The organism is Thalassospira sp. (assembly GCF_048059015.1).
In the GTDB taxonomy this organism is placed as follows: domain Bacteria; phylum Pseudomonadota; class Alphaproteobacteria; order Rhodospirillales; family Thalassospiraceae; genus Thalassospira.
In genome coordinates this window covers 393,162-414,037 of record NZ_JBLLNT010000003.1, presented here as the reverse complement: position 1 = coordinate 414,037, position 20,876 = coordinate 393,162, and the positions used below count along the sequence as shown (strand labels likewise).

Below are 20,876 nucleotides of genomic sequence, written 5' to 3'. Positions count from 1 at the left end.
GCGCTGAGCAAACGTCTTACGTCAGGTGAAGTCCCAAATGGCCCAACAGTCCCTTGGTCCGGTCGCAGTCGGCGACCAGTTCAAATTAGCCACCCCTAATGGTCCGGTATTCGAAGTTCTGAAAATTCGCGAAATGGCGCCGGTTGATCACGCCCTGATCGCCAAGGTGCGCGATACCAAATCGCCAACATTAATCGCGATCACGACACTTCTGAACCGTGATTTCTATACACCGGTTCCCCCGGAACGACGTCAGATGCCCGATAGTGACGGGATATTGCGCGGTATTTGATTGTTAAGCATACCGCGACGCTGTTTCCCCGATCAGAAGACGAAAAACAGGTTGGCATGGCGGCCCCGACACGATGAAATGGTGCCTATAAAAATGCATTTCATCAGGGGCCACCATCATGTCTGACGCAAACACCGACCAGAACATCCTTGAACGCCTGTTTTCCGTTCTTGAGGACGATATCCTGCCCAAAACCCGTGCCGGTGTTTCGGATGGCAACAAGCTGTTTGGTGCGGCAATCCTGCGCAAAGATGATCTTTCACTGGTGATTGCCGAAACCAACAATGAAACCGAAAATCCGCTGTGGCATGGCGAGGTGCATTGTCTCAAGCGGTTCTATGAAATACCCGCCGATCAGCGCCCGGCGACGTCTGATCTGATTTTCCTGTCCACGCATGAGCCGTGCTCGATGTGTTTGTCGGCCATCACATGGGCCGGATTTGATAATTTCTATTACTTCTTCTCCTACGAAGATTTGCGCGATGCCTTTGCCATTCCTCATGATCTGAAAATCATGAAGGAGGTCTTCACCCTCGAAGACGGCGAATACAATAAATCCAATGCCTTCTGGGACAGCCATTCGATGATGGGCATGGTTGCGGACTGCGCTGATGATCAGAAGGCCGACTATCTTGGGCGCGCCAAGGCGATCTCGGACGAGTATGATCGCCTGTCGGCGCAGTATCAGGATGGCAAGTCCGAAAACGACATTCCGCTGAACTAGGTGGTGCCTAAGCGCGGATAAAGCTTTTCACGTGTGAGTTCGAATTTGGCGAGTTTTTATTCTGTGCTCTGTTAAACTGCCGGGCATGGAACAGCTCAATAACGATATTTGCTATCAGGCACTCAAAACCCGGGACCGTCGGTTTGACGGGCGGTTTTATACCGCCGTTCTGACCACCGGGATTTTCTGTCGTCCGATCTGCCCGGCGGTTACGCCCAAACGCGTCAATGTGGAATTCTATCCAAGCGCAGAAGCCGCAATTGCGCACGGGTTCCGCCCGTGCCTGCGCTGCCGTCCCGAAGCCGCCCCCGGAAGCCCGGCCAGTGCCGGTGTTCATGCGACTGTTGCCCGTGCGGTGCGCCTGATTGATGAAGGCGCGCTTGAAGATGGCTCCATCGCAGGACTTGCGGATCGCCTTGGTGTTGGTGATCGGCATCTGCGCCGGATATTTAAGGAACATACCGGCGTCACCCCACAGGAACATGCCAAGGCCCGCCGTCTTCTGCGTGCACGGCAGTTGATTGTCGATAGCAACCTGACCATGACCGAGATCGCCGATATTGCAGGCTTTGGCAGTTTGCGCCGGTTTAATGATGCGATGAAGCAGGCCTATGGGCAGGCGCCAACCGCCTTTCGTCGTGGCATCAAAACCAAAACACCAACGCAATCCGGATCAAGTGATCCCTTTGCCCCGCGCAATGATGATTTGATCCTGCGTCTGCGCGCCCGTCAGCCATTTGATGCGGACTATCTTCTGGCCTTCTTCCGGGCACGCGCCATTCCGGGTCTGGAAGCCGTTCGCGAACGCACCTATGCCCGTGGGTTCAAGATGGGATCTAGTATCGGTTTGATGAATTGTCATTTCACCCCGGATCAAAGCGGGGTTGAGGTGATCTTGCGGGGGCCGGCGTGTGAAGCGGTTCTTGAGCTTGGCGCGCGTGTGCGTCGTCTGTTTGATTTGGACGCCGATGTGCCATCCATCACCGCACAATTTGCCGATGACGTGCTGTTGGCACCGTTGGTCGATAAACGCCCGGGATTGCGTGTGCCTGGTTGCTGGGACCGGTTTGAACTGGCTATGCGGGCGGTTTTGGGACAGCAGGTATCTGTTGCTGCTGCCCGCACATTGGCAGGCCGCATCGTTGCGCGCTTTGGCGAAGCTTTGCCAGATGATTTGGTCGCAGACACCGGTGTGACCCATCTGTTCCCGGCACCTGAAACACTGGTCGGGCAGGAATTGATGCCCGTTGGCCTGGCCACGCGCCGTGCCCAGACGCTAAGCGATGTGATTGATCTGTTTGCGGCACCGGATTGCGACCAGAAATCCGGTGATGAGCTGATTGATGCCATGACCGCGATCAAGGGGATCGGACCATGGACATTGAATTACTTTGGCCTGCGCGGCCTTGGGGATCCCGATGCTTTTCCGGCAGCGGATCTTGGCATCCTCAAGGCATCGGCCATGGGCGGCGGCCCGGATAAACCAAAACCACTTGATGAATTGTCGGAAAACTGGCGGCCATGGCGGGCATATGCCGCGCAATACCTTTGGTCCGCATTGGAAGGAGAATGACGATGAATACCCAAATCAACGTTGTGTGCCACCCAAGCCCGATCGGGAAATTGTCGCTTGGATGTGTGGATGGCAAACTGGTTCATCTCGATTTCGAAGATAATGATGATCGCCTGAAAACCATTCAAAACCGCCGTTTCAAGAACCTTGAATGGGTTGAGGGCGGGGCTGCACCCAAAGCAGTCACCAACTGGCTTGATGCCTATTTCGATGGGGTTGCGGGCGAATTGCCAATGAATGCGGTCAATATGATCGGAACCGATTTTCAGAAATCGGTTTGGGATGCCCTGATCATGATCCCGAATGGCAGAAGTGTTTCCTATGCCGGGTTGGCTGTTGAACTTGGCAAACCAAATGCGGTTCGTGCGGTCGCACGTGCCAATGCGCTTAACCCGGTTTCGATCATTGTGCCTTGCCATCGTGTGATTGGATCAAATGGCACATTGACCGGGTATGCCGGTGGGCTTGATCGCAAGAAATGGCTGCTTGAACACGAAGCCGCCATGTTGGCCAAAGCGGCCTGAATATTTGCGGGCGTCTGCTTGCTTAGACCCTTCGAAATCCTGACAATCTGAATATCTCAACCAGCCAAGCAAAAGGCTGGAACGCCACCCCTTTGTCTTGTGAAAGGAACGACCATGAAACTCTATGATTACCCGGGTTCGCAAAATGCCTGGAAAGTGCGTCAACTCTGCGCGCATCTTGGCATTGAATATGACACCGAATGGCTGTCGATCTTTGAAGGTGAAAGCCACACCGATGCGTTTTTTGAACGCAACCCGGCCGGTGCCGTACCGGTGTTGGAGCTTGATGATGGTCGGTGCATTGCTGAATCCAATGCCATCCTGACTTATCTGGCAGAGGGTAGCGACTATCTGCCAACGGATCTCTATGAACGAGCCAAGGTCAGCCAGTGGTTGTTCTTTGAAACCGATTATGTCCAGTCAACCATCGCAACGCTGCGTCACTGGAACCTGACGGGCAAGAATGAACGCAATCAGGGGCAGCTTGATAAACGGCGTGCCGGGGCCTGCGGTGTGTTGGGGTATCTTGATCGGTATCTGACGCGCAATCGCTTCTTGGCCAATGACCGCTATTCCATCGCTGATATCGCGGTATATGCCTATACCCATCTCGCCCATGAGGCCGATCTGGATATGCAACCTCATGACGCGCTTAATCGCTGGATCGACCGGATTGGCACGATTGTCGGTGATCAGGTGCCTGTGCGTTATTACGCCGAAGACCCCTATAGCGGTCGTGATCTTTAAATACTGATGGTGTCCGAGGGATCAGGGGACGTTACAGATCCTCTGCGCCCTCGGGCAATTCCAGAACGTAATCCTGATAGTAATCAGGCGGCATGCCCGCTTCATAACGGGCTTCGTCGTTAAACGGCGGTTTTAGCGGCCCACGGAAATGCTTGCGCAACATGTCGTGCCAGGTGGTGTAGTAGGGCAGGTCGCGCTGATCACAGACATATTCGTAATATTTACGGCCCGCCGCGACATGGGCGATTTCATCATGGGCGATGATTTTCAGAATGCGGGCACTTTCCGTATCGCCATGTGCCAACAGACGTTCGATGGTCGGCGGGGTGGCATCAAGGCCGCGGGCCTCAAACACCATCGGCACGACGGCCAGACGCGGCAAGATGTCATAAGCCGTATCCATTGATGTCTGCCACAACCCGTCATGGGCGGGAAGATCGCCATAGGCCGCACCCATTTCACCCAGACGCTTGTTGATCATTTTGAAATGACGCGCTTCATCATCGGCCACCTGCACCCATGCATCATGGAAATCACGCGGCATGCCAGCATCGGGGAAGCGCACACACAAATCCCACGCCAGATCAATGGCATTAAGCTCGATATGTGCCAACGCATGCAAAAGACCGATGCGGCCCTGAACGCTTCCTTTTTTGCGCTTAGGCATTTTGTTGGGCGGCAGCAATTCCGGCTTTGCCGGACGGCCGGGACGATCTGGAAGGTCCGTTGACCCGACCTCGGTAATCTCGCCATCGCGCCACATCGCCGCCATTTCGGCAGTGACATCAGCTTTTTCGGTGGCGTCTTCGGTCAGAAGGGCGCGCTTGGCGGCCTCGGCAAGGGTCAGTTTGGTCATGATCGTCCGGGTGTGGGATTGAATTTAGCTTGGCTTTGTCTGCCATTTGCGGGGCATATGGTCAATGTTAGGGTCAAGACCTATTAATTTGGTTCGAATGGTCGCTCAGATTTGTGCGGATACGCGAAGCGAAGCCGCAGGAAGATACTTATCTTTCAAGGTTTTGCGACAAAGTAGCCCGTGCAAATCTGAGCGATCCGAAGGACAGAGCTTATATTTGCGAACTCCCGCGTCAAACCCCTTGCGCGGGATGCCAACCCGCTCGGCGGGATTTTTCTTGGATTTCACAAATATAAGCTCTGCCATTCAAATCAAATTAATAGGTCCTGACCCTAAAGAAAAGGGCGGTCTGCCTGAATGCGGACCGCCCTTCATCAAATCAGGATGTCTGATGTGATCAGGTGATGTTAAAGCGCGCCAGCGCCTCGGCCAGATCTTCGCCAAACGCATTGCCCTTGCGAATGATCGCCGTACGGCATGGCAGATCCTGAAGCGATGGATGGTTTGGCGCATCCGATGTCAGAACCGCGGTTGGGATCGCACGGGTTTTTGGCATCGCCTGAAGGGCGTTGGCCAGATCAACACCGGTCAGCTCATCAATGGTTTTGGCAACAATGATGAAATCCGGGCGGGTACGCACAGCAAGTTCGATGGCCTCAAACGAGGTCTGCGTGACCGAGCTGCGATAACCGCATGCAGCAAGTTCGCGTTCAAGAATGGTTGCCATGGAGCGCTGCGGGATGACCAGCAATGCTTCGACATTGGCTTTCTTGAGCCAGTTGGGATCGATATCAGGTGCACGTTTGGACGGCAGTTCACGCACGAATTCGGCGGTATCGGTGCCGCCTGCGGTCATATCCCCATCCAGCAGGGACTGAATTTTATCGACAAAGGCCTGGATATCTTCGATCGCGCCTTCGTTCAGTTCCTTGCACGTCGTGACATAGTCTGCCAGACGGTGGCTGGTCAGATTGATCAGCGGCGCGCCAACCGACTTGCCCTTGTAACGCAGATTGAAAACTTCGCGCTGGATGGCTGTCAGATGATTGGGATCACTTTTGCCACGTGCATTTTGCAGATGGACGTCAATTGAATTGATGATGTCGTGGGCTTCATCGCGAAAATCGGCCAGCATCTGATCGTCAAGATCGACAACATTCTTGTTCATTGGATTACCTGCTTTGCCGGCATACCGGTTTTTGTATTTATCCGAATAGGTGAAAAACCTGCTCACCTATACTCCCATATCCGAATTTTTATCCTGACAAACAAGGTTAGGCAACAAATCAGTATGCGCTGATGCTGCCCAAAATTTGCAATACAACCAGTCTGGAACGCTAAAAAATCAAAGGCCCGGCAAGTTGATGCCAGGCCTTTGCAAAATTTTTGTTGTGCGATGTGGCTTAGAGCGCGCGAACTGCTTCAAGCACCTCTGCGACATGGCCTTTGACTTTGACCTTGTGCCAGGCTTTGCGAATAACGCCCGTGCCATCAATGACAAAAGTGGTGCGCTCGATGCCCATGAATTTTTTGCCATACATGCTTTTTTCTTTCCAGACACCGTAATCTTCGCAGGTGGTGCCGTTTTCATCCGATGCCAGGATGAAGTTCAGGTCATGTTTGGCTTTGAACTTGTCATGACGGGAAGCGCTATCTTTGGAAATGCCAATGATCTGAGCGTCAACCGCGCTGAAGTCCGGCTCCGCGTCACGGAATTCACAGGACTTAGTCGTGCAGCCCGGCGTCATGTCCTTGGGATAGAAATAGATCACCACCGGCTTGCCCGCCAGATCAGACAGTTTCACACTGCCATTGCCATCGGTCGGCAGTTCGAAATCCGGGGCCTTGTCACCAACATCAAGGGTCATGTTCTATCCTCTATCAATTCGTTCTGGTTTGCGATCCGATCCGCATCCATACCGGACACTGAAAATACAAAGCCTTATAGGGAAGGCAAGGGGGCTCGGATCATATTGTGTGAAGCTATTGTTGTTATTGCGCCTCGTCTGGCGGGGCGACCTTTTCGGCCGGTTCGGCAATGATGCGGTCATAGATCGATTTGATCCGGGTGGCGGTATCTTCGATCTTGTCCTGAAGCGCTTTGAAATCATCGCATTTGCCCGCATTGGCCAGCATCTGTTGCAGATCAGAGCTGGCTTTTTCCGGATCAAACGGACCTTCGGTCGTCAGGCGCAACATCGCCTGCAACGCCAGCCAGAATGACCCGGCATTGGCCAGAAATTCTGCCTCATCCCCATCAAGGATACCTGCCGCGCCAAGGTTCTTGAACACAACGCGTGTGGTTGGTGACAGGATTTCGGGATGCGTGTGCGCGTGACGTAGTTGCAGATATTGCGCGATGAATTCCAGATCAACCAAACCACCCCGACGCATCTTAAGTGCCCATGGATGATTATCACCCTTGCCGGCTTCCATCCGGTTGCGCATGTCAAAGACAGCCCGCACCAGCTGATCAGGATCGCGTTCAAGGCACAGGACCGCATTGGTGGTTTCAAGTACCTTGTCACATAGCGCCTTGGGCCCATAAACCGGGCGCAGGCGGGTCAGTGCCATATGTTCCCACGTCCAGGCTTCATTGTGCTGATAGGTCTCAAAGCTTTTGAAATGGGTTGCAAGCGGCCCTTTGGACCCGCTCGGGCGCAGACGAAGGTCGGTTTCAAAAAGCACACCTTCGGCGGTGGGCGCCGACAGGGCGTTGATGTAACGCTGGCTCAGCCGGATGAAATAATGGCCCGGTGTCAGCGGCTTATCACCATCTGATTCTTCGGCGTCTTCTGGCACATCATAGATGAACACCATATCAAGGTCGGAGCCGGGCGAAAGTTCCTGCCCGCCATGTTTGCCAAGCGCAAAGACCGCCAAGCCGCCATCGCTGAAATGCCCATGCTTGGCTGCAAAGTCTTCGGCAATGCGCGGGAACAGGGCGCGGATGGCGACATCGGCAACATCGGCCAAGGCCCGACCAGCTTCATGCGGGGTGTGGCGGTTCTGGATGGTTTGCACATCGATCTGGAATTTCTGATCATTGGCCCAACGCCGCGCGGCATCGAGCCAGTCTTCGACCATGTCTTCGCGCGACAGGCGGGCATCAAGCTCGGACAACATGCTATCGGCATCGGGCAGTTCTTCGTGGAAGCCCTTCATCAAAACGAAATCCAGAACCGATGCATTGCGCCCGATATATTTCGCCATGCGCGGCGCCGTTCCGGCGATTTGCGCCAGAAGCTCCAACAATTCCGGATGAGCGGTAAATAGCGAGAAAAGCTGTACGCCTGCCGGAAGACCTTTGAGAAAATCATCAAAGGCCCGGAATGCCATATCCGGGTTGGTGCGTTTGGAAAGCGCGCCCAACAAGGTCGGCATCAATTCCGTCAGGATTTCACGTGCCCGGCGTGACCTAGTGGCGCGATACCGACCATGATGCCAGCCACGTACCGTAACCGACACGTTTTCGGCATTTTCAAAACCCATCTCGCGGAGATTGGTCAGTGTATCGGGATCGTCTTCGGTGCCGGTGAAAACAAGGTTGCCGGTTTCACTGCCCGTCAGCGGCGTGTCATCTTCAAACAGTTCGGCATAGTTGTTTTCAACATTACGAAGATGCAAAAGCAAATCGGCTTTGAATGCATCAAGTGTCGGATAGCCAAGGAAGGTGGCCAATGCATGCAGGCCATCATCACTTTCGGGTAAAGTCTGGGTCTGTTGATCATTGATCATTTGCAGACGGTGTTCGACCGTGCGCAGGAATTCGTAAGCGCGCAGCATTTCATCACGGACGTCATCGGATACCTGGCCAAATTTGGTCAGCGCACGCAAAGTATCGCAGGTCGCCTTGTCACGCAGGGCAACTTCACGGCCACCCCAGATCAATTGTTGTGTCTGGGCAAAAAATTCGATCTCGCGAATGCCGCCGCGGCCCAGTTTGATGTTATGGCCCGGGATGTTGATTTTTGATCCGCCTTTATGGGCATTGATCTGACGTTTGATCGAATGAATGTCCTGAATGGCCAGGAAATCCAGATGCTTGCGCCAGACAAAGGGGCGTAGGATTTCAAGGAATTCATCACCGGATTTGCGATCGCCGCCAACAATGCGCGCCTTGATCATGGCCGCACGTTCCCAGTTTTGCCCGACAGTCTCGTAATAGGTTTCCGCCGCAATCATTGACAGGATCGGTGGGGTCGATGCCGGGTCAGGGCGCAGGCGCAAATCGGTTCTAAACACATAGCCATCGCCTGTGCGTTCTTCCATCACGCGCGTGATGTCACGCACCATGCGCACAAGATCCTGCTGCAGGCGGTCGTCATCCAGATATGTGACCACGTCCTGATCATAAAGAAAGATCAGGTCGATATCGGATGAATAGTTAAGCTCCCCCGCGCCAAGCTTGCCCATGCCGATGCAAAAGATCCCTGATCCTTCAAGCGGGTTTTCAGGATTGGGCAGATCATATTTGCGAAGCTTCGCCATCGCAGACAGACAATGCGCCATGGTGAAATCAAGGGTGCGTTCAGCCGTCTCGCTAATCGCCGAGGTGATTTTATCAAGCGGCCAGCCCTTGCAGATATCGGCAATCGCAATCACAAGGGCCGCACGGCGTTTTGCCCGGCGCACGGTTGCCATGGTTGTCGCCTGATCAAGATCACGCGCATCCGCACTGATGCGGACCGGATCAAGCGCATTGGCAAAGGCCTGATCAAGACCGTGATCAAACACGTCACACACAACATCAGGATCGCGCAAACACAGATTGGTCAGATAGGGGCTGTTGCCAAAAAGGGCAGCCAAAACCGCATGTGTCTGGGGATTGGACGCAATATCGCCAATTTTATCTGACAGGCTTTCAAATACCGGACGATCACCGAGCCCGTTCCAGCGTTCAAACGCATTGGCAACGCGGTCGACGTCAAAGGCTTGGGGCAGGTCCTTCGAAATCCAGGAAAGAGACACTTTTTGCGTTCCTTGTATTGCGAAAGGGTAACGAACCGGGCTATGCACAGGCTTGTTCCTGATTGCACAGTCTCTGCAAGGAGTTTGATGTCCTGATCAACAGGGTGACATGTCTCTGTTTAGCTTTTCTGTGATCGGACAAAAAGCAATTTAATGGTTCAGACCCTACTTAACAGTCTGGTACTTTTAACTAATATTGTTCATCGTGAATGCTGAACAAGCAACCGGACTGCGCAGATTGGTGTTATTGCCAAATATGACATCGGGAACACAGGGTATAAAGAGTGCGCCACGTTAAAACATTTGCCGGATGGCTGGCGCTGATTTTATCAGCCGTCATCCTGTTTGTTGGCGTGTTCGCAGGCGTCACCATATGGCGGCTGTCCAAGGAACCCGTGTCTCTGCACCGCCTGACCCCCTATATTGTCGAACATCTTAACAAGTCGATGGGTGATAACCGATTGGCTGTTGGCGATCTTGTTCTGCGCTGGCGCGGATGGGCTGAGAAGTTCGATGTCGGACTGCGCGATGTCAGCATCTTTGGTCCGGAAAATCGCGAATTGCTGCACATCCCCGAAGCCGATGTTGTCTTTTCGAGCAAAGCACTGTTTGAAGGCGTTTTGGCCCTGCGCGAAATGAACCTGATCGGTCCGCGCATCCGCCTTGAACGTAGTGCGGATGGCAAAATAGATATCGGCTATGTTGCGGATGAAGCAGCCCCTGATGCCGATACCTTGGCAGGGATCATCTCAACTGGCGAAGATGCCGATGATGCTTCCGATCTGGCCTATGATCGTGGTCGCGGACCTTCGGTAACCATCGAGCTGCCAACCCCAACCGATGTCGAGACAGCCGCACAACCGCTTCCTGATAGCGGCGCATCTGAAACCGCTGAACCCGTCGACGCGCCGATTGAGAAATCCGGTAGTCAGGTGCTTCAGGATGTGATCGCAATCCTGTCGGGTGAGCGTACCGATTTCCCGGCCGCCGCCTATTTCGAAAGTTTCGGCATCGTTGATGCGGACCTTCAGGTGCGCGATCAGAAGCTTGGTTTGGTTTGGGCCGCACCAGAAGCCGACATCTATCTGTCGCGGCAGGCTTTTGGTATCGGGGCAGAGGCATCCTTGCAAGTCAGTGCCGGTGCAATTTCAACTCATGTCGATGTCAGCGGCGATTACAGCCGCCAAAGCGGCGAGATCGACCTTGAAGCCGATCTGGGCGAGGTCGAACTTTCCGATCTTCTGAGCATTTCGGATATCTTTGAGCCACTGCGTGATGCCTATGTGCCGGTATCGGGCAAGGTGCGCGCCAAATATCACGTGAATGGCGAACTGATTTCTGCTTCCACTGATCTTGTGGTCGGAAGTGGCGTTATCTCATTGCCATCTGAAATCAGCGCGACTTATCGGGTCAGTGACGGTCGCATCGCGACAAGCTTTGTACCCGGCCGGTTTAACATTGATGACGTCACACTGAATGTCGGCGATGCCAGTGCCAATGTGACCGGTGTGGTGCTCGATCCGTTTGGTCAATGGCGTCTTAGTCTGGATGCCAAGGCAACCGATGTCGCGACCAACGATCTTAACCGTCTGTGGCCGGAAAATGTCGGGCAGGATGCGCGCACATGGGTCGTGACCAACCTATCCGAGGGCATTGTTCATCAGGCCACCCTACATACCGAACTGCATCAGGATCAAACAGGCGAGATCGTTCTTGATGATCTTGGCGGGCAGATGACGATGTCTGGTGTAAGGGTACATTATCTGGGTGAGATGCCCGATGTGCTCAATTCCGCAGGGCGGGCCGATTTCGATGAAACCAGCTTTAACATCTATGTGAATGAAGGCGAGGCAGACGGGCTTAAGGTGACCGATGCCAGTATCCTGTTCACCAAACTTGATGAGCCGACCCCGTATGCAGACATCGAAATTGTTGCTAATGGCAGTGCGCGCAAGGCGCTTGAACTGATCGAGGCCAAACCGCTTGGTTTTGCGACCCGTCTTGGCATTGATCCGGCACAGGTCAGCGGTGAGCAGGCAACGCGCGTGCGTCTTCATTTCCCGCTTTTGCGTGATGTGACATTTGATGATGTCGAAGTCGCTGCTGCCTCACGGATTGAAAATGCCGCGATCACCAAAGTCTTCCGGGGCATGGATGTCAAAAACGGTAGTTTCGAGCTTCAGGTGAATACCAAGGGGCTTGAGCTTGGCGGTACGGCAAGCATCGGCAAAGGCAAAACCAGGATCAACTGGGTCGAAAGTTTTGACAGTGCGGCAGACCTTCGCAGCCACTATGTCCTGTCCGGTGATCTTGATCTTGCCATCCTGCCTCAGATCGAACTTGATCCCGGCCCTTATGTCGCAGGCATGGCCAAGGGCAAAGTCGATATCAAGGTTTCGGACGCCAATGTCGTGATCAACGGGGATGTTGGGCTCAATGATGTCAGCATCGAAATCCCGGCTGAGGGCGTTGAATATAAAAAGATGCCCGGTGCAGAGGCCAAGGCGAAATTCGACGTTGCCGTCAATTATGACGGCGGTGGTGTTTTAAATTCCTTTGCCCTGTCTGCACCTGCTGTCGAGGCCGCCGGTCGTGGACGTTGGCGCGGTGATAATCCGGTCGATGATCAATGGGCGTTTGAAATTGAAAACACCCGTTTCCGTCAAAACACCGATATGACTGGCACCATTCGTATGGGGCCGGGTGGGCGTTTGTTTGTCGATCTGAGCGGGACGCAGTTTGATCTGCGCTATCTGATCGAAAAGGCCGAAGACGATACGTCTGATGAACCAACCAGTGATGAAAACTTCATCGTCACATTGGCCGCCAAGGAATTCCTGCTAAAGGGCGATAACCCGCTTCTGAATGACGGGAAAATGACCTTTAGCCAGAATGGCCAAAAGCGCGAACTTGAAATCACTGCCCGTCAGCTGATCGCGACACCGTGGATCGTCGCTGATGATACGCAGGTCGATGCAAAAGACCGCGATATGAAAGCACCCAACAGTGGCGGTATCGGACAGCAGGCAAGCCGCGATGGTGGCACGACCGAGGTGTTTGTAAATATCGAACAGATGGTCATGGCCAATGGCGAACTGCTGGGCGATGTTAAAGGATCCATTCATGTCGTCGGGCAGGAATGGGATCGGTTGGTTCTAAACGGATCGCTGGGCGATCGCGCCAATGTGTTCGTTCAGGTGACCCGCGAAGATTTCCTGACGCGCAACGTGACGCTGACCAGTGAAGATGCTGGCAAGTTCCTGCGTGCTGTTGATATGTACGAAAATCTACTGGCCGGGAACCTTTCGATCACAGGCACGGTGGATGAACGCGAAGTCGCCCAGCCATTTACCGGTAAAGTCAATGTCAGCAACTTCCGTGTTGTAAATGCTCCGATTGCCGCCCGCGTTCTCAGTGCCGCGTCGCTTACCGGTTTGAACGATGTCTTGCAGGGCAATGGCATTTCGTTTGACGAGCTGAATGGCGACTTCACCTATGTGAATGATGTGCTTTCGATGTCGAAATTTGCCGCAAACGGGACGGCCGTTGGTGTGACGGCAAATGGATCAATTGATCTGGCGAAATCGGAAATCCGTCTGGCTGGATCAATTGTGCCGATCTATGCGCTGAACTCCGCCCTTGGTGCGATCCCGATCCTGGGGGATTTGCTGGTGGGCGAGGAAGGGGGCGGCATCTTTGCGCCGACCTACACGGTTGAAGGCGACCTTGATGGGCCAAGTGTTACGGTCAATCCGCTCTCGACCTTTGTGCCCGGTGTGTTTCGTAACCTGATCACCGGGGCAGAGCCGGGCTAGGGCGCGATGCCTCATCACGCAGACAAACAAAAAGCCCCGCAGCATTTGCTGCGGGGCTTTTCAATTCTCATGTGCTGGGCAATCAGACCGGCTTGATCAGGACATGGCGTTTCTTGCCCGCCGATACCTTGATCACACCATCAGAGTTCAGCGCGTCTGCGGTGATGGTGGCGTTTTCGTCGCTGACTTTCTCGTCATTGAGCTTCGCACCGCCACCCTTGATCAGACGGCGTGCTTCACCACCGGTATTGGCCAGTTCCGCGCGACGGAACAGATCAAATGCCGGAATGCCAGCTTCAAGCTCCGCACGCGGGATTTCCACGGTCGGAAGGTCATCAGCCAGAACACCTTCTTCAAAGGTCTTGCGTGCGGTTTCAGCAGCAGTAAGGGCTGCTTCTTCGCCACGGCAAAGTTTGACAGCTTCGAATGCCAGAACCTTTTTGGCTTCGTTGATCTGCGATCCTTCGAGCTTGGCGTATTCGTCAATCTGCTCAAGCGTCATTTCGGTGAACAGACGCATGAATTTGATCACGTCCGCGTCTTCGGTGTTCCGCCAGAACTGGTAATAGTCATAAGACGACAGGCGTTCTTCGTTCAGCCACACAGCACCTGCTGCGGTCTTGCCCATTTTGGCACCGGATGCGGTGGTCATAAGCGGGGTCGTCAGACCAAACAGGGATTTCTCATCCACGCGACGGCCAAGTTCAACACCATTGACGATGTTACCCCACTGATCCGAACCACCCATCTGCAGCATGCAGCCATAGTTGCGGTTCAGCTCAACAAAGTCATAGGCCTGCAGGATCATGTAGTTGAACTCAAGGAAGCTCAGCGACTGTTCACGTTCCAGACGCAGCTTGACCGAGTCAAAGCTCAGCATGCGGTTGACCGAGAAATGGCGACCGAAATCACGCAGGAATTCAATATAGTTCAGCTTGTCCAGCCAATCGGCATTGTTGACCATGACCGCATCGGTCGGGCCATCGCCAAACGTCAGGAACTGCTGGAAGACCTTCTTGATGCCTGCCATGTTCGCGGCAATGACTTCGTCGGTCAGAACCGGGCGGGCATCATCACGGCCCGTCGGATCACCAACACGCGTGGTGCCAGCACCCATCAAGACGATCGGCTTATGTCCGGTTTTCTGCAGCCAGCGCAGCATCATGATCGATACAAGTGATCCGACATGAAGGCTGTCTGCAGTGCAGTCATAACCCACATAGCACACCACCGTATTTTCCGATGCATAGGCATCAAGGCCTTCAAGATCAGTACATTGGTGGATGTAACCGCGGTCATTCATGACGCGGAGAAAATCAGACTTCAGTTCAGTCATGGTTTTTGCGCTATGTTGGTTGTGATAGAAAATTCGAGCCGCCAATAGGTGCGGAGGCGATGATCTAGCACAGAAAACATCTGCTCGGCAACGCATCGGCACGCAGAACTGCTATCCCGGTAACGATTTCGCGATGATTTCTCCTTAAGCTGCGAACGAACAAGGCAAAATGCGATGCGGAGCACGACATGACACAAGACTGGATCACTGCAATCGGCATGATGAGCGGCACGTCACTTGATGGTGTGGATGCGGCCCTGATTGAAACCGATGGCGTTGAAGTCCGCAGGCTCGGTCAGTCTGTTTTCGTGCCCTATGCCCCGGAATTGCGCGAACGCATGCGCGGATGTTTTGGTAATCGCAGTGCGACCAACTCTGAACATGTTGTGGCAGATGATTTGACGCAGGTGCATGTTGATGCCGTTAACATGTTGCTGGCCAAAGCGGGAATGTCACCCAGTGAAATCGGCATTATCGGCTTTCACGGGCAGACCGTGTTTCATGAACCGGCATCGGGTCTGACCCGTCAGATCGGAACACCACATATGTTGGCGGAAAAAACCGGCATCCCGGTGGTGGCAGATTTCCGTTTGGCTGATGTTGCGGCCGGTGGGGAGGGTGCGCCATTGGCCCCGGTCTATCACGCGGCCCTGATGAAAAGTGCCGGGGTGGACGTGCCCGTCGCGGTTCTAAACATCGGTGGGGTTTCAAACGTTACATGGATCGGTGAAGGTGATGAATTGCTGGCTTTTGATTGCGGCCCGGGCAATGCACGTATCGATGACTGGATGTTGCGCTATACCGGCAATCCGGTCGATCTGAATGGTGCGACTGCGGCGTCAGGCAATGGTGATCCGATGGTCGAAGTCAAATTCCTTGAAGACCCATACTTTGATCGTGTCCCGCCGAAATCCCTTGATCGCGAGGATATGGCGCTTCGCATCGATGGTCTGGTGACAGAAGCAAAGCTTGGTGTTTCTGATGGTGCGGCAACACTTGCCAATTGCACGGTTGCGGCCATTGTTGCGGGTGTGAACCATCTGCCCGTTGAGCCCAAAAGCTGGTTTGTCTGCGGGGGCGGGCGTCACAATGATTATGTGATGGCCAAGCTTAATGAGCGTCTAGGTGTTCCTGTGCGATCGGTTGATGAACTTGATTGGGACGGGGATGCGGTTGAGGCTGAATGCTTTGGCTATTTGGCTGTGCGCCATTTGCGCGGCTTGCCGCTAAGCTTCCCCGGAACTACCGGTGTGCCGGAGCCATGTTGCGGCGGGAAGCTTTACACAACAAAAAAGGCCGCCTGATCAGGCGGCCTTTTCGTATTTGTGTTTGTCTGAATTGCTGCGCGCGATCAGGCGCCGCGCTTGTCCAGATAGGCAACCGAATGCTTGATCACGTCATCTTGCTGTTTGGCAAAATAGTGATCGGCACCGTCAATCGCGCACATATCAACTTCGATGCCTTTCTGGGCATTGAGCTTGTCAGCAAGCTTGTTGACCGAGGCGACCGGAATGTTCGTGTCCTGCGTACCATGGATCAGGATGCCGGAAGACGGGCAGGGTGCCAGGAAGGTGAAGTCATATTCACTTGCCGGGGCTGCAACCGAAATAAAGCCATCGATTTCCGGACGGCGCATCAGAAGCTGCATGCCGATCCAGGAGCCGAATGAATAACCGGCAACCCAGGTTGCGCGTGCATTGGCGTTATAGGTCTGCATCCAGTCAAGGGCGGATGCCGCGTCAGACAGTTCACCGATTCCCTGATCGTAAACGCCCTGCGAACGGCCAACACCGCGGAAATTGAAACGCATGACAGAATAGCCACGATCCTTGAACATGTTGAACATGTTGAAGCACAATTTATTGTTCATTGTGCCACCCTGTTGCGGGTTCGGATGGAGGATCAGCGCGATGGGCGAATCGTCAGCGCCGTTATGATGGTAGCGACCTTCAAGGCGACCTTCGGGGCCGTTAAAAATGACCTCAGGCATGGATCAGACTGCTCCTGTCCACGAATGGAAAGATGTGTGTAACAAAAATATCCGAGTCTTTTTGTAAGTTTTTTCGTGTTTGCGCATAAATTGCTTTGGGCAAATACTTGACCAAGTTACTCGGTTATCCTATATTCCGGCTAACCCGATGGTGCCTGTGAAACCCGATCTTGCTTATGTTGCGAGGACGGGGCTAGGCGTGGCTGCCGGGAATCGAAGGTACTAATTACACAGTGGACCACCCGATGTTCAAGCTAATTCGTCAGGAAATTGACGCGATGATTGCCCGTGACCCTGCGGCGCGATCCCGTTGGGAAGTCGTGATCAGTTATCCGGCGTTTCACGCAATCATGGGCTATCGGGGAACGCATTGGCTGTGGCAGCGCGGTTTTCGCATTACGGCGCGCTTCCTGTCACAGATTTTCCGCTGGCTGACCGGGATTGAAATTCACCCGGGTGCCAAGATCGGTAAACGCTTCTTTATCGACCACGGCATGGGGGTCGTGATCGGTGAAACCGCCGAAATTGGCGATGATGTTACCCTCTATCAGGGGGTTACCCTTGGCGGGACATCGCCCAGCGTGAATAGCGAAGGTCAACGTGGTCTGAAACGTCACCCGACCCTTGAGGACGGTGTGATTGTCGGTTCCGGCGCACAGATTTTGGGCCCGTTCACCGTGCGCAAGAATGCACGTGTTGGCGGCAATGCTGTTGTGCTGTCCGAAGTGCCCGAAGGTGCCACTGTTGTTGGTATCCCCGCCAAGATCGTTCGTCGTGAAACCGATGATCGCTTCTGTGCTTATGGTACGCCGCTTGGCGATTTGCCCGATCCGGTGGCCCGCGCACTCGAAGAACTTGGCCGTGAAGTTCAGGGCCTTCGTGACAAGGTCGCAGCCCTTGAAGCCGAAAAATCAGGTGATGACGTAACGCCGGAAAAACCGCGTATCGTAGCATCGTCGGAATAGGATTTGCGCAAATATCGTTTGCGCGATGTGAAATGAACAGCCCGCTATCGGGATCTCCAACTGGCTGAACATGATTGGCCGAACACGATAGCAAGGCAGGAGGACGCACCGTGAAGCTGAGTACCAAAGGCCGCTATGCCGTTATGGCGATGGTCGATCTCGCTGAAAGCAGCAAGGACCGACCGGTCGCACTTGCCGATATTGCGGACCGCCAGGAAATTTCGCTGTCTTATCTTGAGCAGCTGTTTGGCAAATTGCGCAAAGGCGGGCTTGTCCGTTCCGTGCGCGGGCCGGGCGGCGGTTATCTGTTGGCCCGTACGGCTGATGAAACCCGTGTTGCCGACGTGATCTTGGCCGTTGACGAGCCGATCCGCGCAACCCGTTGCAAATCAGGATCACCCAAAGGCTGCAAGGCCAATAAGGGCCGCTGTCAGACCCATGAATTGTGGGAAGAACTGGGCAACCAGATTTATCTCTATCTGGCGTCGGTCAGCTTGGCCGATGTGGTTGGTCGCAATGTTGCCGGAACGCTTCGCACCTTCCCGGCAAAAACAACGCAAATAGAAGAGCCGTCACAGGTTGCGGCACAGTAAATGCTCCTCTATATCGAGGGCAGATGAGAATAAGGATGATTACAAACTGATGGCCGAACAGGTTTATCTCGACTACAACGCAAGCGCGCCGCTCTGCCCCGAGGCAAAGCAGGCCATGATCGCTGCGATGGATGTTTCGGGGAACCCGTCATCAGTTCATGCCAGTGGCCGTGCGGCCCGCAAGATCGTTGATCATGCGCGTCGCACCATCGCCGAGCTTGTCGGGGTGATTCTGAACGGATCATTTTCACAAGCGGTGGGACAGAGGCCAACAATCTGGTGCTGAACGGACTTGAAGACGTCACCGTCTTTACCAGTGCGATCGAACATCCCTCGGTGATCGAGGGACGCCATGATGCGAAACGCATCCCGGTCGATGGCAATGGGGTGATTGATCTGGGCGCCCTTGAGATGATGCTTAAAGAAGTATCGGACGCCGGGCAGAAGGTTCTGGTGTCGGTGATGCTGGCCAATAATGAAACCGGCGTCATTCAGCCGGTTGCCAAAGTTGGTCTTCTGGCGCGCGAATATGGCGCAAAGGTCCATTGCGATGCCGTACAGGCATTGGGCCGGATGCCGGTCGATATGGGCCGTTTGCTGGTTGATATGGTGTCGATCTCGGCCCATAAGATCGGCGGCCCAAAAGGAATTGGCGCTCTGGCGATTGCACCGGGCGTGATGTTGGTCCCCCAGATCCGGGGTGGCGGACAGGAAAAATACCGCCGTGGCGGCACGGAAAACGTACCGGGGATCGCAGGCTTTGATGCCGCGGCCCGGCGCGCCGAAGCCGAAATGGCGAACATGACGAAGGTCGCAGAAATGCGCGATCGTCTTGAAACGGAACTGGCATCAGAGGCCCCGGAGCTTCTGATCGCTGGTAAGGGAACGGAGCGACTGGTGAATACAAGTTGCCTGATCTTGCCGGGAATGCCGGGGGAAACCCAGGTGATGGCACTGGATCTGGCAGGTGTTGCAATCAGTTCGGGATCAGCCTGTTCATCAGGCAAGGTACGTGAAAGCCACGTACTTAAGGAAATGGGCGTTTCTGACGCCGGATCGGCCATCAGGGTCAGTCTGGGACTGGAAACGACCGACGAAGATATCGATACGTTTATCCGAGTTTGGAGCCGGATGAGGGGCAATGCAGCGCGTAAGAAAGCGCGTCACGCTGCCTGACAAGAGAGTGAGTGAGGAAGCCTTAAATATGAACGAGCTTAAAGCAAAGCCGATCTATCTGGACTACCAGGCTACGACGCCGACCGACCCGCGTGTCGTCGAGACGATGCTGCCGTATTTCACCGAGAAATTCGGTAACCCGCATTCGCGTAACCACAGCTTTGGCTGGGAAGCCGAAGACGCGGTTGAAGTTGCGCGTGGTCAGGTTGCAAAGATCATCAACGCATCCGCTAAAGAAATCATCTTTACCTCGGGTGCGACTGAATTGAACAACCTCGCACTGAAAGGTGTGATGAAGTTCTATGGCAAGAAGAAGCCGCATCTGATCACGGTCGTGACCGAGCATAAATGCGTGCTCGACAGTGCCCGTCACCTTGAGCAGGAAGGTTACAAAGTGACCTATCTTGGCGTTAAGGAAAACGGCCTGATCGACCTTGAAGAACTCAAAGCTGCGATCACCGATGAAACCGCACTTGTTTCCGTCATGGGCGTAAACAACGAAATCGGTGTGATCCAGCCGCTCAAGGAAATCGGTGCCATCTGCCGTGAACGCAAAGTGTTCTTCCACACTGATTGCGCACAGGCTGTTGGTAAAATCGACCTTGACGTTGAAGACATGAACATCGACCTGATGTCGATTTCTGGCCACAAAATCTATGGCCCGAAAGGCATTGGTGCACTGTTCGTGCGTCGCCGTCCGCGCGTTCGTGTTATCGCCCAGATCACCGGTGGTGGTCAGGAACGTGGCATGCGCTCTGGCACGCTGCCGACCCCGTTGATCGTTGGTCTTGGCAAGGCATGTGACATTCTGTCCAATGAAATGGCAGAAGAAAACGCACGCCTGGCTGAACTGCGCGATTACACCCTGGCGCGTTTCCGTGATCGTCTTGAAGACATCTATCTGAACGGTGACGAAGAAGCCCGCGTTTGCGGTAACCTCAATGTTTCCTTTGCCTATGTTGAGGGCGAAAGCCTTCTGATGGACATCAAGAACATTGCTGTTTCGTCGGGTTCCGCTTGTACTTCGGCCTCTCTCGAGCCGTCCTATGTCCTGCGTGCGCTTGGTGTTGACGAAGAACTCGCACACACCTCGCTACGTATCGGCATTGGCCGCTACACCACCAAAGAAGAGCTCGACGAAGCAGTTGATGCAATCTGCACCGCTGTTGAGCGCCTTCGCGAGATGAGCCCGCTTTGGGAAATGGCCCAGGAAGGTATCGACATCAAGTCGATCGAATGGGCTGAGCACTAAGAAGCGCCTGATTTAACGTCATCGTCTCGTGAGAGAGACCAAAAGATTATTGGAGAACGACC

The 20,876-nt window shown here is 54.2% G+C and carries 18 protein-coding genes; 12 read left to right on the top strand and 6 right to left on the bottom strand.

The features are described from left to right. Positions 1-37: 37 nt before the first annotated feature. From ACMZ66_RS05920 to ACMZ66_RS05900, 5 genes are all read left to right on the top strand, one after another. Positions 38-292: a hypothetical protein gene (locus tag ACMZ66_RS05920; protein ID WP_416935370.1), complete on the top strand. Its 255-nt coding sequence runs from the start codon at positions 38-40 to the stop codon at positions 290-292. A gap of 118 nt (positions 293-410) precedes the next feature. Beyond that, positions 411-1,016, top strand: coding sequence for a nucleoside deaminase (locus tag ACMZ66_RS05915; RefSeq protein ID WP_416935368.1), 606 nt, complete (start codon positions 411-413; stop codon positions 1,014-1,016). Between the two features lie 85 nt (positions 1,017-1,101). Beyond that, positions 1,102-2,589 carry a DNA-3-methyladenine glycosylase 2 family protein gene (locus ACMZ66_RS05910; protein WP_416935366.1) on the top strand — a complete coding sequence of 496 codons (1,488 nt, stop codon included), beginning with the start codon at positions 1,102-1,104 and terminating at the stop codon, positions 2,587-2,589. Between the two features lie 2 nt (positions 2,590-2,591). After that, positions 2,592-3,113: a methylated-DNA--[protein]-cysteine S-methyltransferase gene (locus ACMZ66_RS05905; protein ID WP_416935364.1), complete on the top strand. Its 522-nt coding sequence runs from the start codon at positions 2,592-2,594 to the stop codon at positions 3,111-3,113. Positions 3,114-3,227: 114 nt separating this feature from the next. Further along, positions 3,228-3,860 (top strand): glutathione S-transferase family protein, encoded by a 633-nt coding sequence (locus ACMZ66_RS05900; protein WP_416935362.1) that lies wholly within the window; start codon positions 3,228-3,230, stop codon positions 3,858-3,860. Between the two features lie 31 nt (positions 3,861-3,891). Here ACMZ66_RS05900 and ACMZ66_RS05895 read toward each other — a convergent pair whose 3' ends face one another. The 4 genes from ACMZ66_RS05895 to ACMZ66_RS05880 all read right to left on the bottom strand — a co-directional run bounded on the left by ACMZ66_RS05895 (position 3,892) and on the right by ACMZ66_RS05880 (position 9,687). Next, positions 3,892-4,716, bottom strand: a complete 825-nt coding sequence (locus ACMZ66_RS05895) for a ferritin-like domain-containing protein (protein ID WP_416935360.1) — start codon at positions 4,714-4,716, stop codon at positions 3,892-3,894. 397 nt (positions 4,717-5,113) lie between these two features. Beyond that, complete coding sequence (locus ACMZ66_RS05890; protein ID WP_416935358.1) at positions 5,114-5,950, bottom strand: hypothetical protein; 837 nt, start codon at positions 5,948-5,950, stop codon at positions 5,114-5,116. A 169-nt stretch (positions 5,951-6,119) separates the two neighbouring features. Continuing rightward, the gene (bcp, locus tag ACMZ66_RS05885) at positions 6,120-6,584 is read right to left on the bottom strand and encodes a thioredoxin-dependent thiol peroxidase (RefSeq protein WP_416935356.1); all 465 of its coding nucleotides are present in this window, start codon (positions 6,582-6,584) and stop codon (positions 6,120-6,122) included. Positions 6,585-6,708: 124 nt separating this feature from the next. Next, positions 6,709-9,687: a bifunctional [glutamine synthetase] adenylyltransferase/[glutamine synthetase]-adenylyl-L-tyrosine phosphorylase gene (locus ACMZ66_RS05880; RefSeq protein WP_416935354.1), complete on the bottom strand. Its 2,979-nt coding sequence runs from the start codon at positions 9,685-9,687 to the stop codon at positions 6,709-6,711. Positions 9,688-9,971: 284 nt separating this feature from the next. Between ACMZ66_RS05880 and ACMZ66_RS05875 the strand changes: the two genes are divergently transcribed. Next, positions 9,972-13,502, top strand: a complete 3,531-nt coding sequence (locus tag ACMZ66_RS05875; RefSeq protein ID WP_416935352.1) for an AsmA-like C-terminal domain-containing protein — start codon at positions 9,972-9,974, stop codon at positions 13,500-13,502. Between the two features lie 82 nt (positions 13,503-13,584). Here the strand turns inward: ACMZ66_RS05875 and tyrS are convergent, their stop codons facing one another. Then, positions 13,585-14,838, bottom strand: coding sequence for a tyrosine--tRNA ligase (gene tyrS, locus ACMZ66_RS05870; RefSeq protein WP_416935350.1), 1,254 nt, complete (start codon positions 14,836-14,838; stop codon positions 13,585-13,587). Positions 14,839-15,026: 188 nt separating this feature from the next. On the opposite strand from tyrS, the gene ACMZ66_RS05865 reads away from it, so the two are divergent. Beyond that, complete coding sequence (locus tag ACMZ66_RS05865; protein WP_416935348.1) at positions 15,027-16,142, top strand: anhydro-N-acetylmuramic acid kinase; 1,116 nt, start codon at positions 15,027-15,029, stop codon at positions 16,140-16,142. Between the two features lie 47 nt (positions 16,143-16,189). Here the strand turns inward: ACMZ66_RS05865 and ACMZ66_RS05860 are convergent, their stop codons facing one another. After that, complete coding sequence (locus ACMZ66_RS05860; RefSeq protein ID WP_416935346.1) at positions 16,190-16,828, bottom strand: alpha/beta hydrolase; 639 nt, start codon at positions 16,826-16,828, stop codon at positions 16,190-16,192. Between the two features lie 245 nt (positions 16,829-17,073). Between ACMZ66_RS05860 and cysE the strand changes: the two genes are divergently transcribed. The 5 genes from cysE (at position 17,074) to ACMZ66_RS05835 (ending at position 20,814) form a co-directional block, all read left to right on the top strand. Next, on the top strand, positions 17,074-17,793 hold the full coding sequence (gene cysE, locus ACMZ66_RS05855; protein WP_416935344.1) for a serine O-acetyltransferase: 720 nt from the start codon (positions 17,074-17,076) through the stop codon (positions 17,791-17,793). Positions 17,794-17,903: 110 nt separating this feature from the next. Continuing rightward, positions 17,904-18,386 (top strand): Rrf2 family transcriptional regulator, encoded by a 483-nt coding sequence (locus tag ACMZ66_RS05850; protein WP_416935342.1) that lies wholly within the window; start codon positions 17,904-17,906, stop codon positions 18,384-18,386. 49 nt (positions 18,387-18,435) lie between these two features. Further along, positions 18,436-18,672, top strand: coding sequence for an aminotransferase class V-fold PLP-dependent enzyme (locus tag ACMZ66_RS05845; protein ID WP_416935340.1), 237 nt, complete (start codon positions 18,436-18,438; stop codon positions 18,670-18,672). Continuing rightward, positions 18,666-19,562 carry a cysteine desulfurase family protein gene (locus ACMZ66_RS05840; RefSeq protein ID WP_416935338.1) on the top strand — a complete coding sequence of 299 codons (897 nt, stop codon included), beginning with the start codon at positions 18,666-18,668 and terminating at the stop codon, positions 19,560-19,562. The genes ACMZ66_RS05845 and ACMZ66_RS05840 overlap by 7 nt, the downstream gene beginning before the upstream one ends. Before the next feature lie 28 nt (positions 19,563-19,590). Further along, positions 19,591-20,814, top strand: a complete 1,224-nt coding sequence (locus ACMZ66_RS05835) for an IscS subfamily cysteine desulfurase (RefSeq protein WP_416935336.1) — start codon at positions 19,591-19,593, stop codon at positions 20,812-20,814. Positions 20,815-20,876 lie beyond the last annotated feature (62 nt).

Coding starts and splice junctions, on each gene's coding strand:
- ACMZ66_RS05920 (WP_416935370.1), top strand. CDS start 38: ATGGCCCAACAGTCCCTTGGTCCGGTCGCAGTCGGCGACCAGTTCAAA.
- ACMZ66_RS05835 (WP_416935336.1), top strand. CDS start 19,591: ATGAACGAGCTTAAAGCAAAGCCGATCTATCTGGACTACCAGGCTACG.
- ACMZ66_RS05910 (WP_416935366.1), top strand. CDS start 1,102: ATGGAACAGCTCAATAACGATATTTGCTATCAGGCACTCAAAACCCGG.
- ACMZ66_RS05915 (WP_416935368.1), top strand. CDS start 411: ATGTCTGACGCAAACACCGACCAGAACATCCTTGAACGCCTGTTTTCC.
- ACMZ66_RS05845 (WP_416935340.1), top strand. CDS start 18,436: ATGGCCGAACAGGTTTATCTCGACTACAACGCAAGCGCGCCGCTCTGC.
- ACMZ66_RS05865 (WP_416935348.1), top strand. CDS start 15,027: ATGACACAAGACTGGATCACTGCAATCGGCATGATGAGCGGCACGTCA.
- ACMZ66_RS05860 (WP_416935346.1), bottom strand. CDS start 16,828: ATGCCTGAGGTCATTTTTAACGGCCCCGAAGGTCGCCTTGAAGGTCGC.
- tyrS (WP_416935350.1), bottom strand. CDS start 14,838: ATGACTGAACTGAAGTCTGATTTTCTCCGCGTCATGAATGACCGCGGT.
- bcp (WP_416935356.1), bottom strand. CDS start 6,584: ATGACCCTTGATGTTGGTGACAAGGCCCCGGATTTCGAACTGCCGACC.
- ACMZ66_RS05895 (WP_416935360.1), bottom strand. CDS start 4,716: ATGACCAAACTGACCCTTGCCGAGGCCGCCAAGCGCGCCCTTCTGACC.
- ACMZ66_RS05900 (WP_416935362.1), top strand. CDS start 3,228: ATGAAACTCTATGATTACCCGGGTTCGCAAAATGCCTGGAAAGTGCGT.
- ACMZ66_RS05905 (WP_416935364.1), top strand. CDS start 2,592: ATGAATACCCAAATCAACGTTGTGTGCCACCCAAGCCCGATCGGGAAA.
- cysE (WP_416935344.1), top strand. CDS start 17,074: ATGTTCAAGCTAATTCGTCAGGAAATTGACGCGATGATTGCCCGTGAC.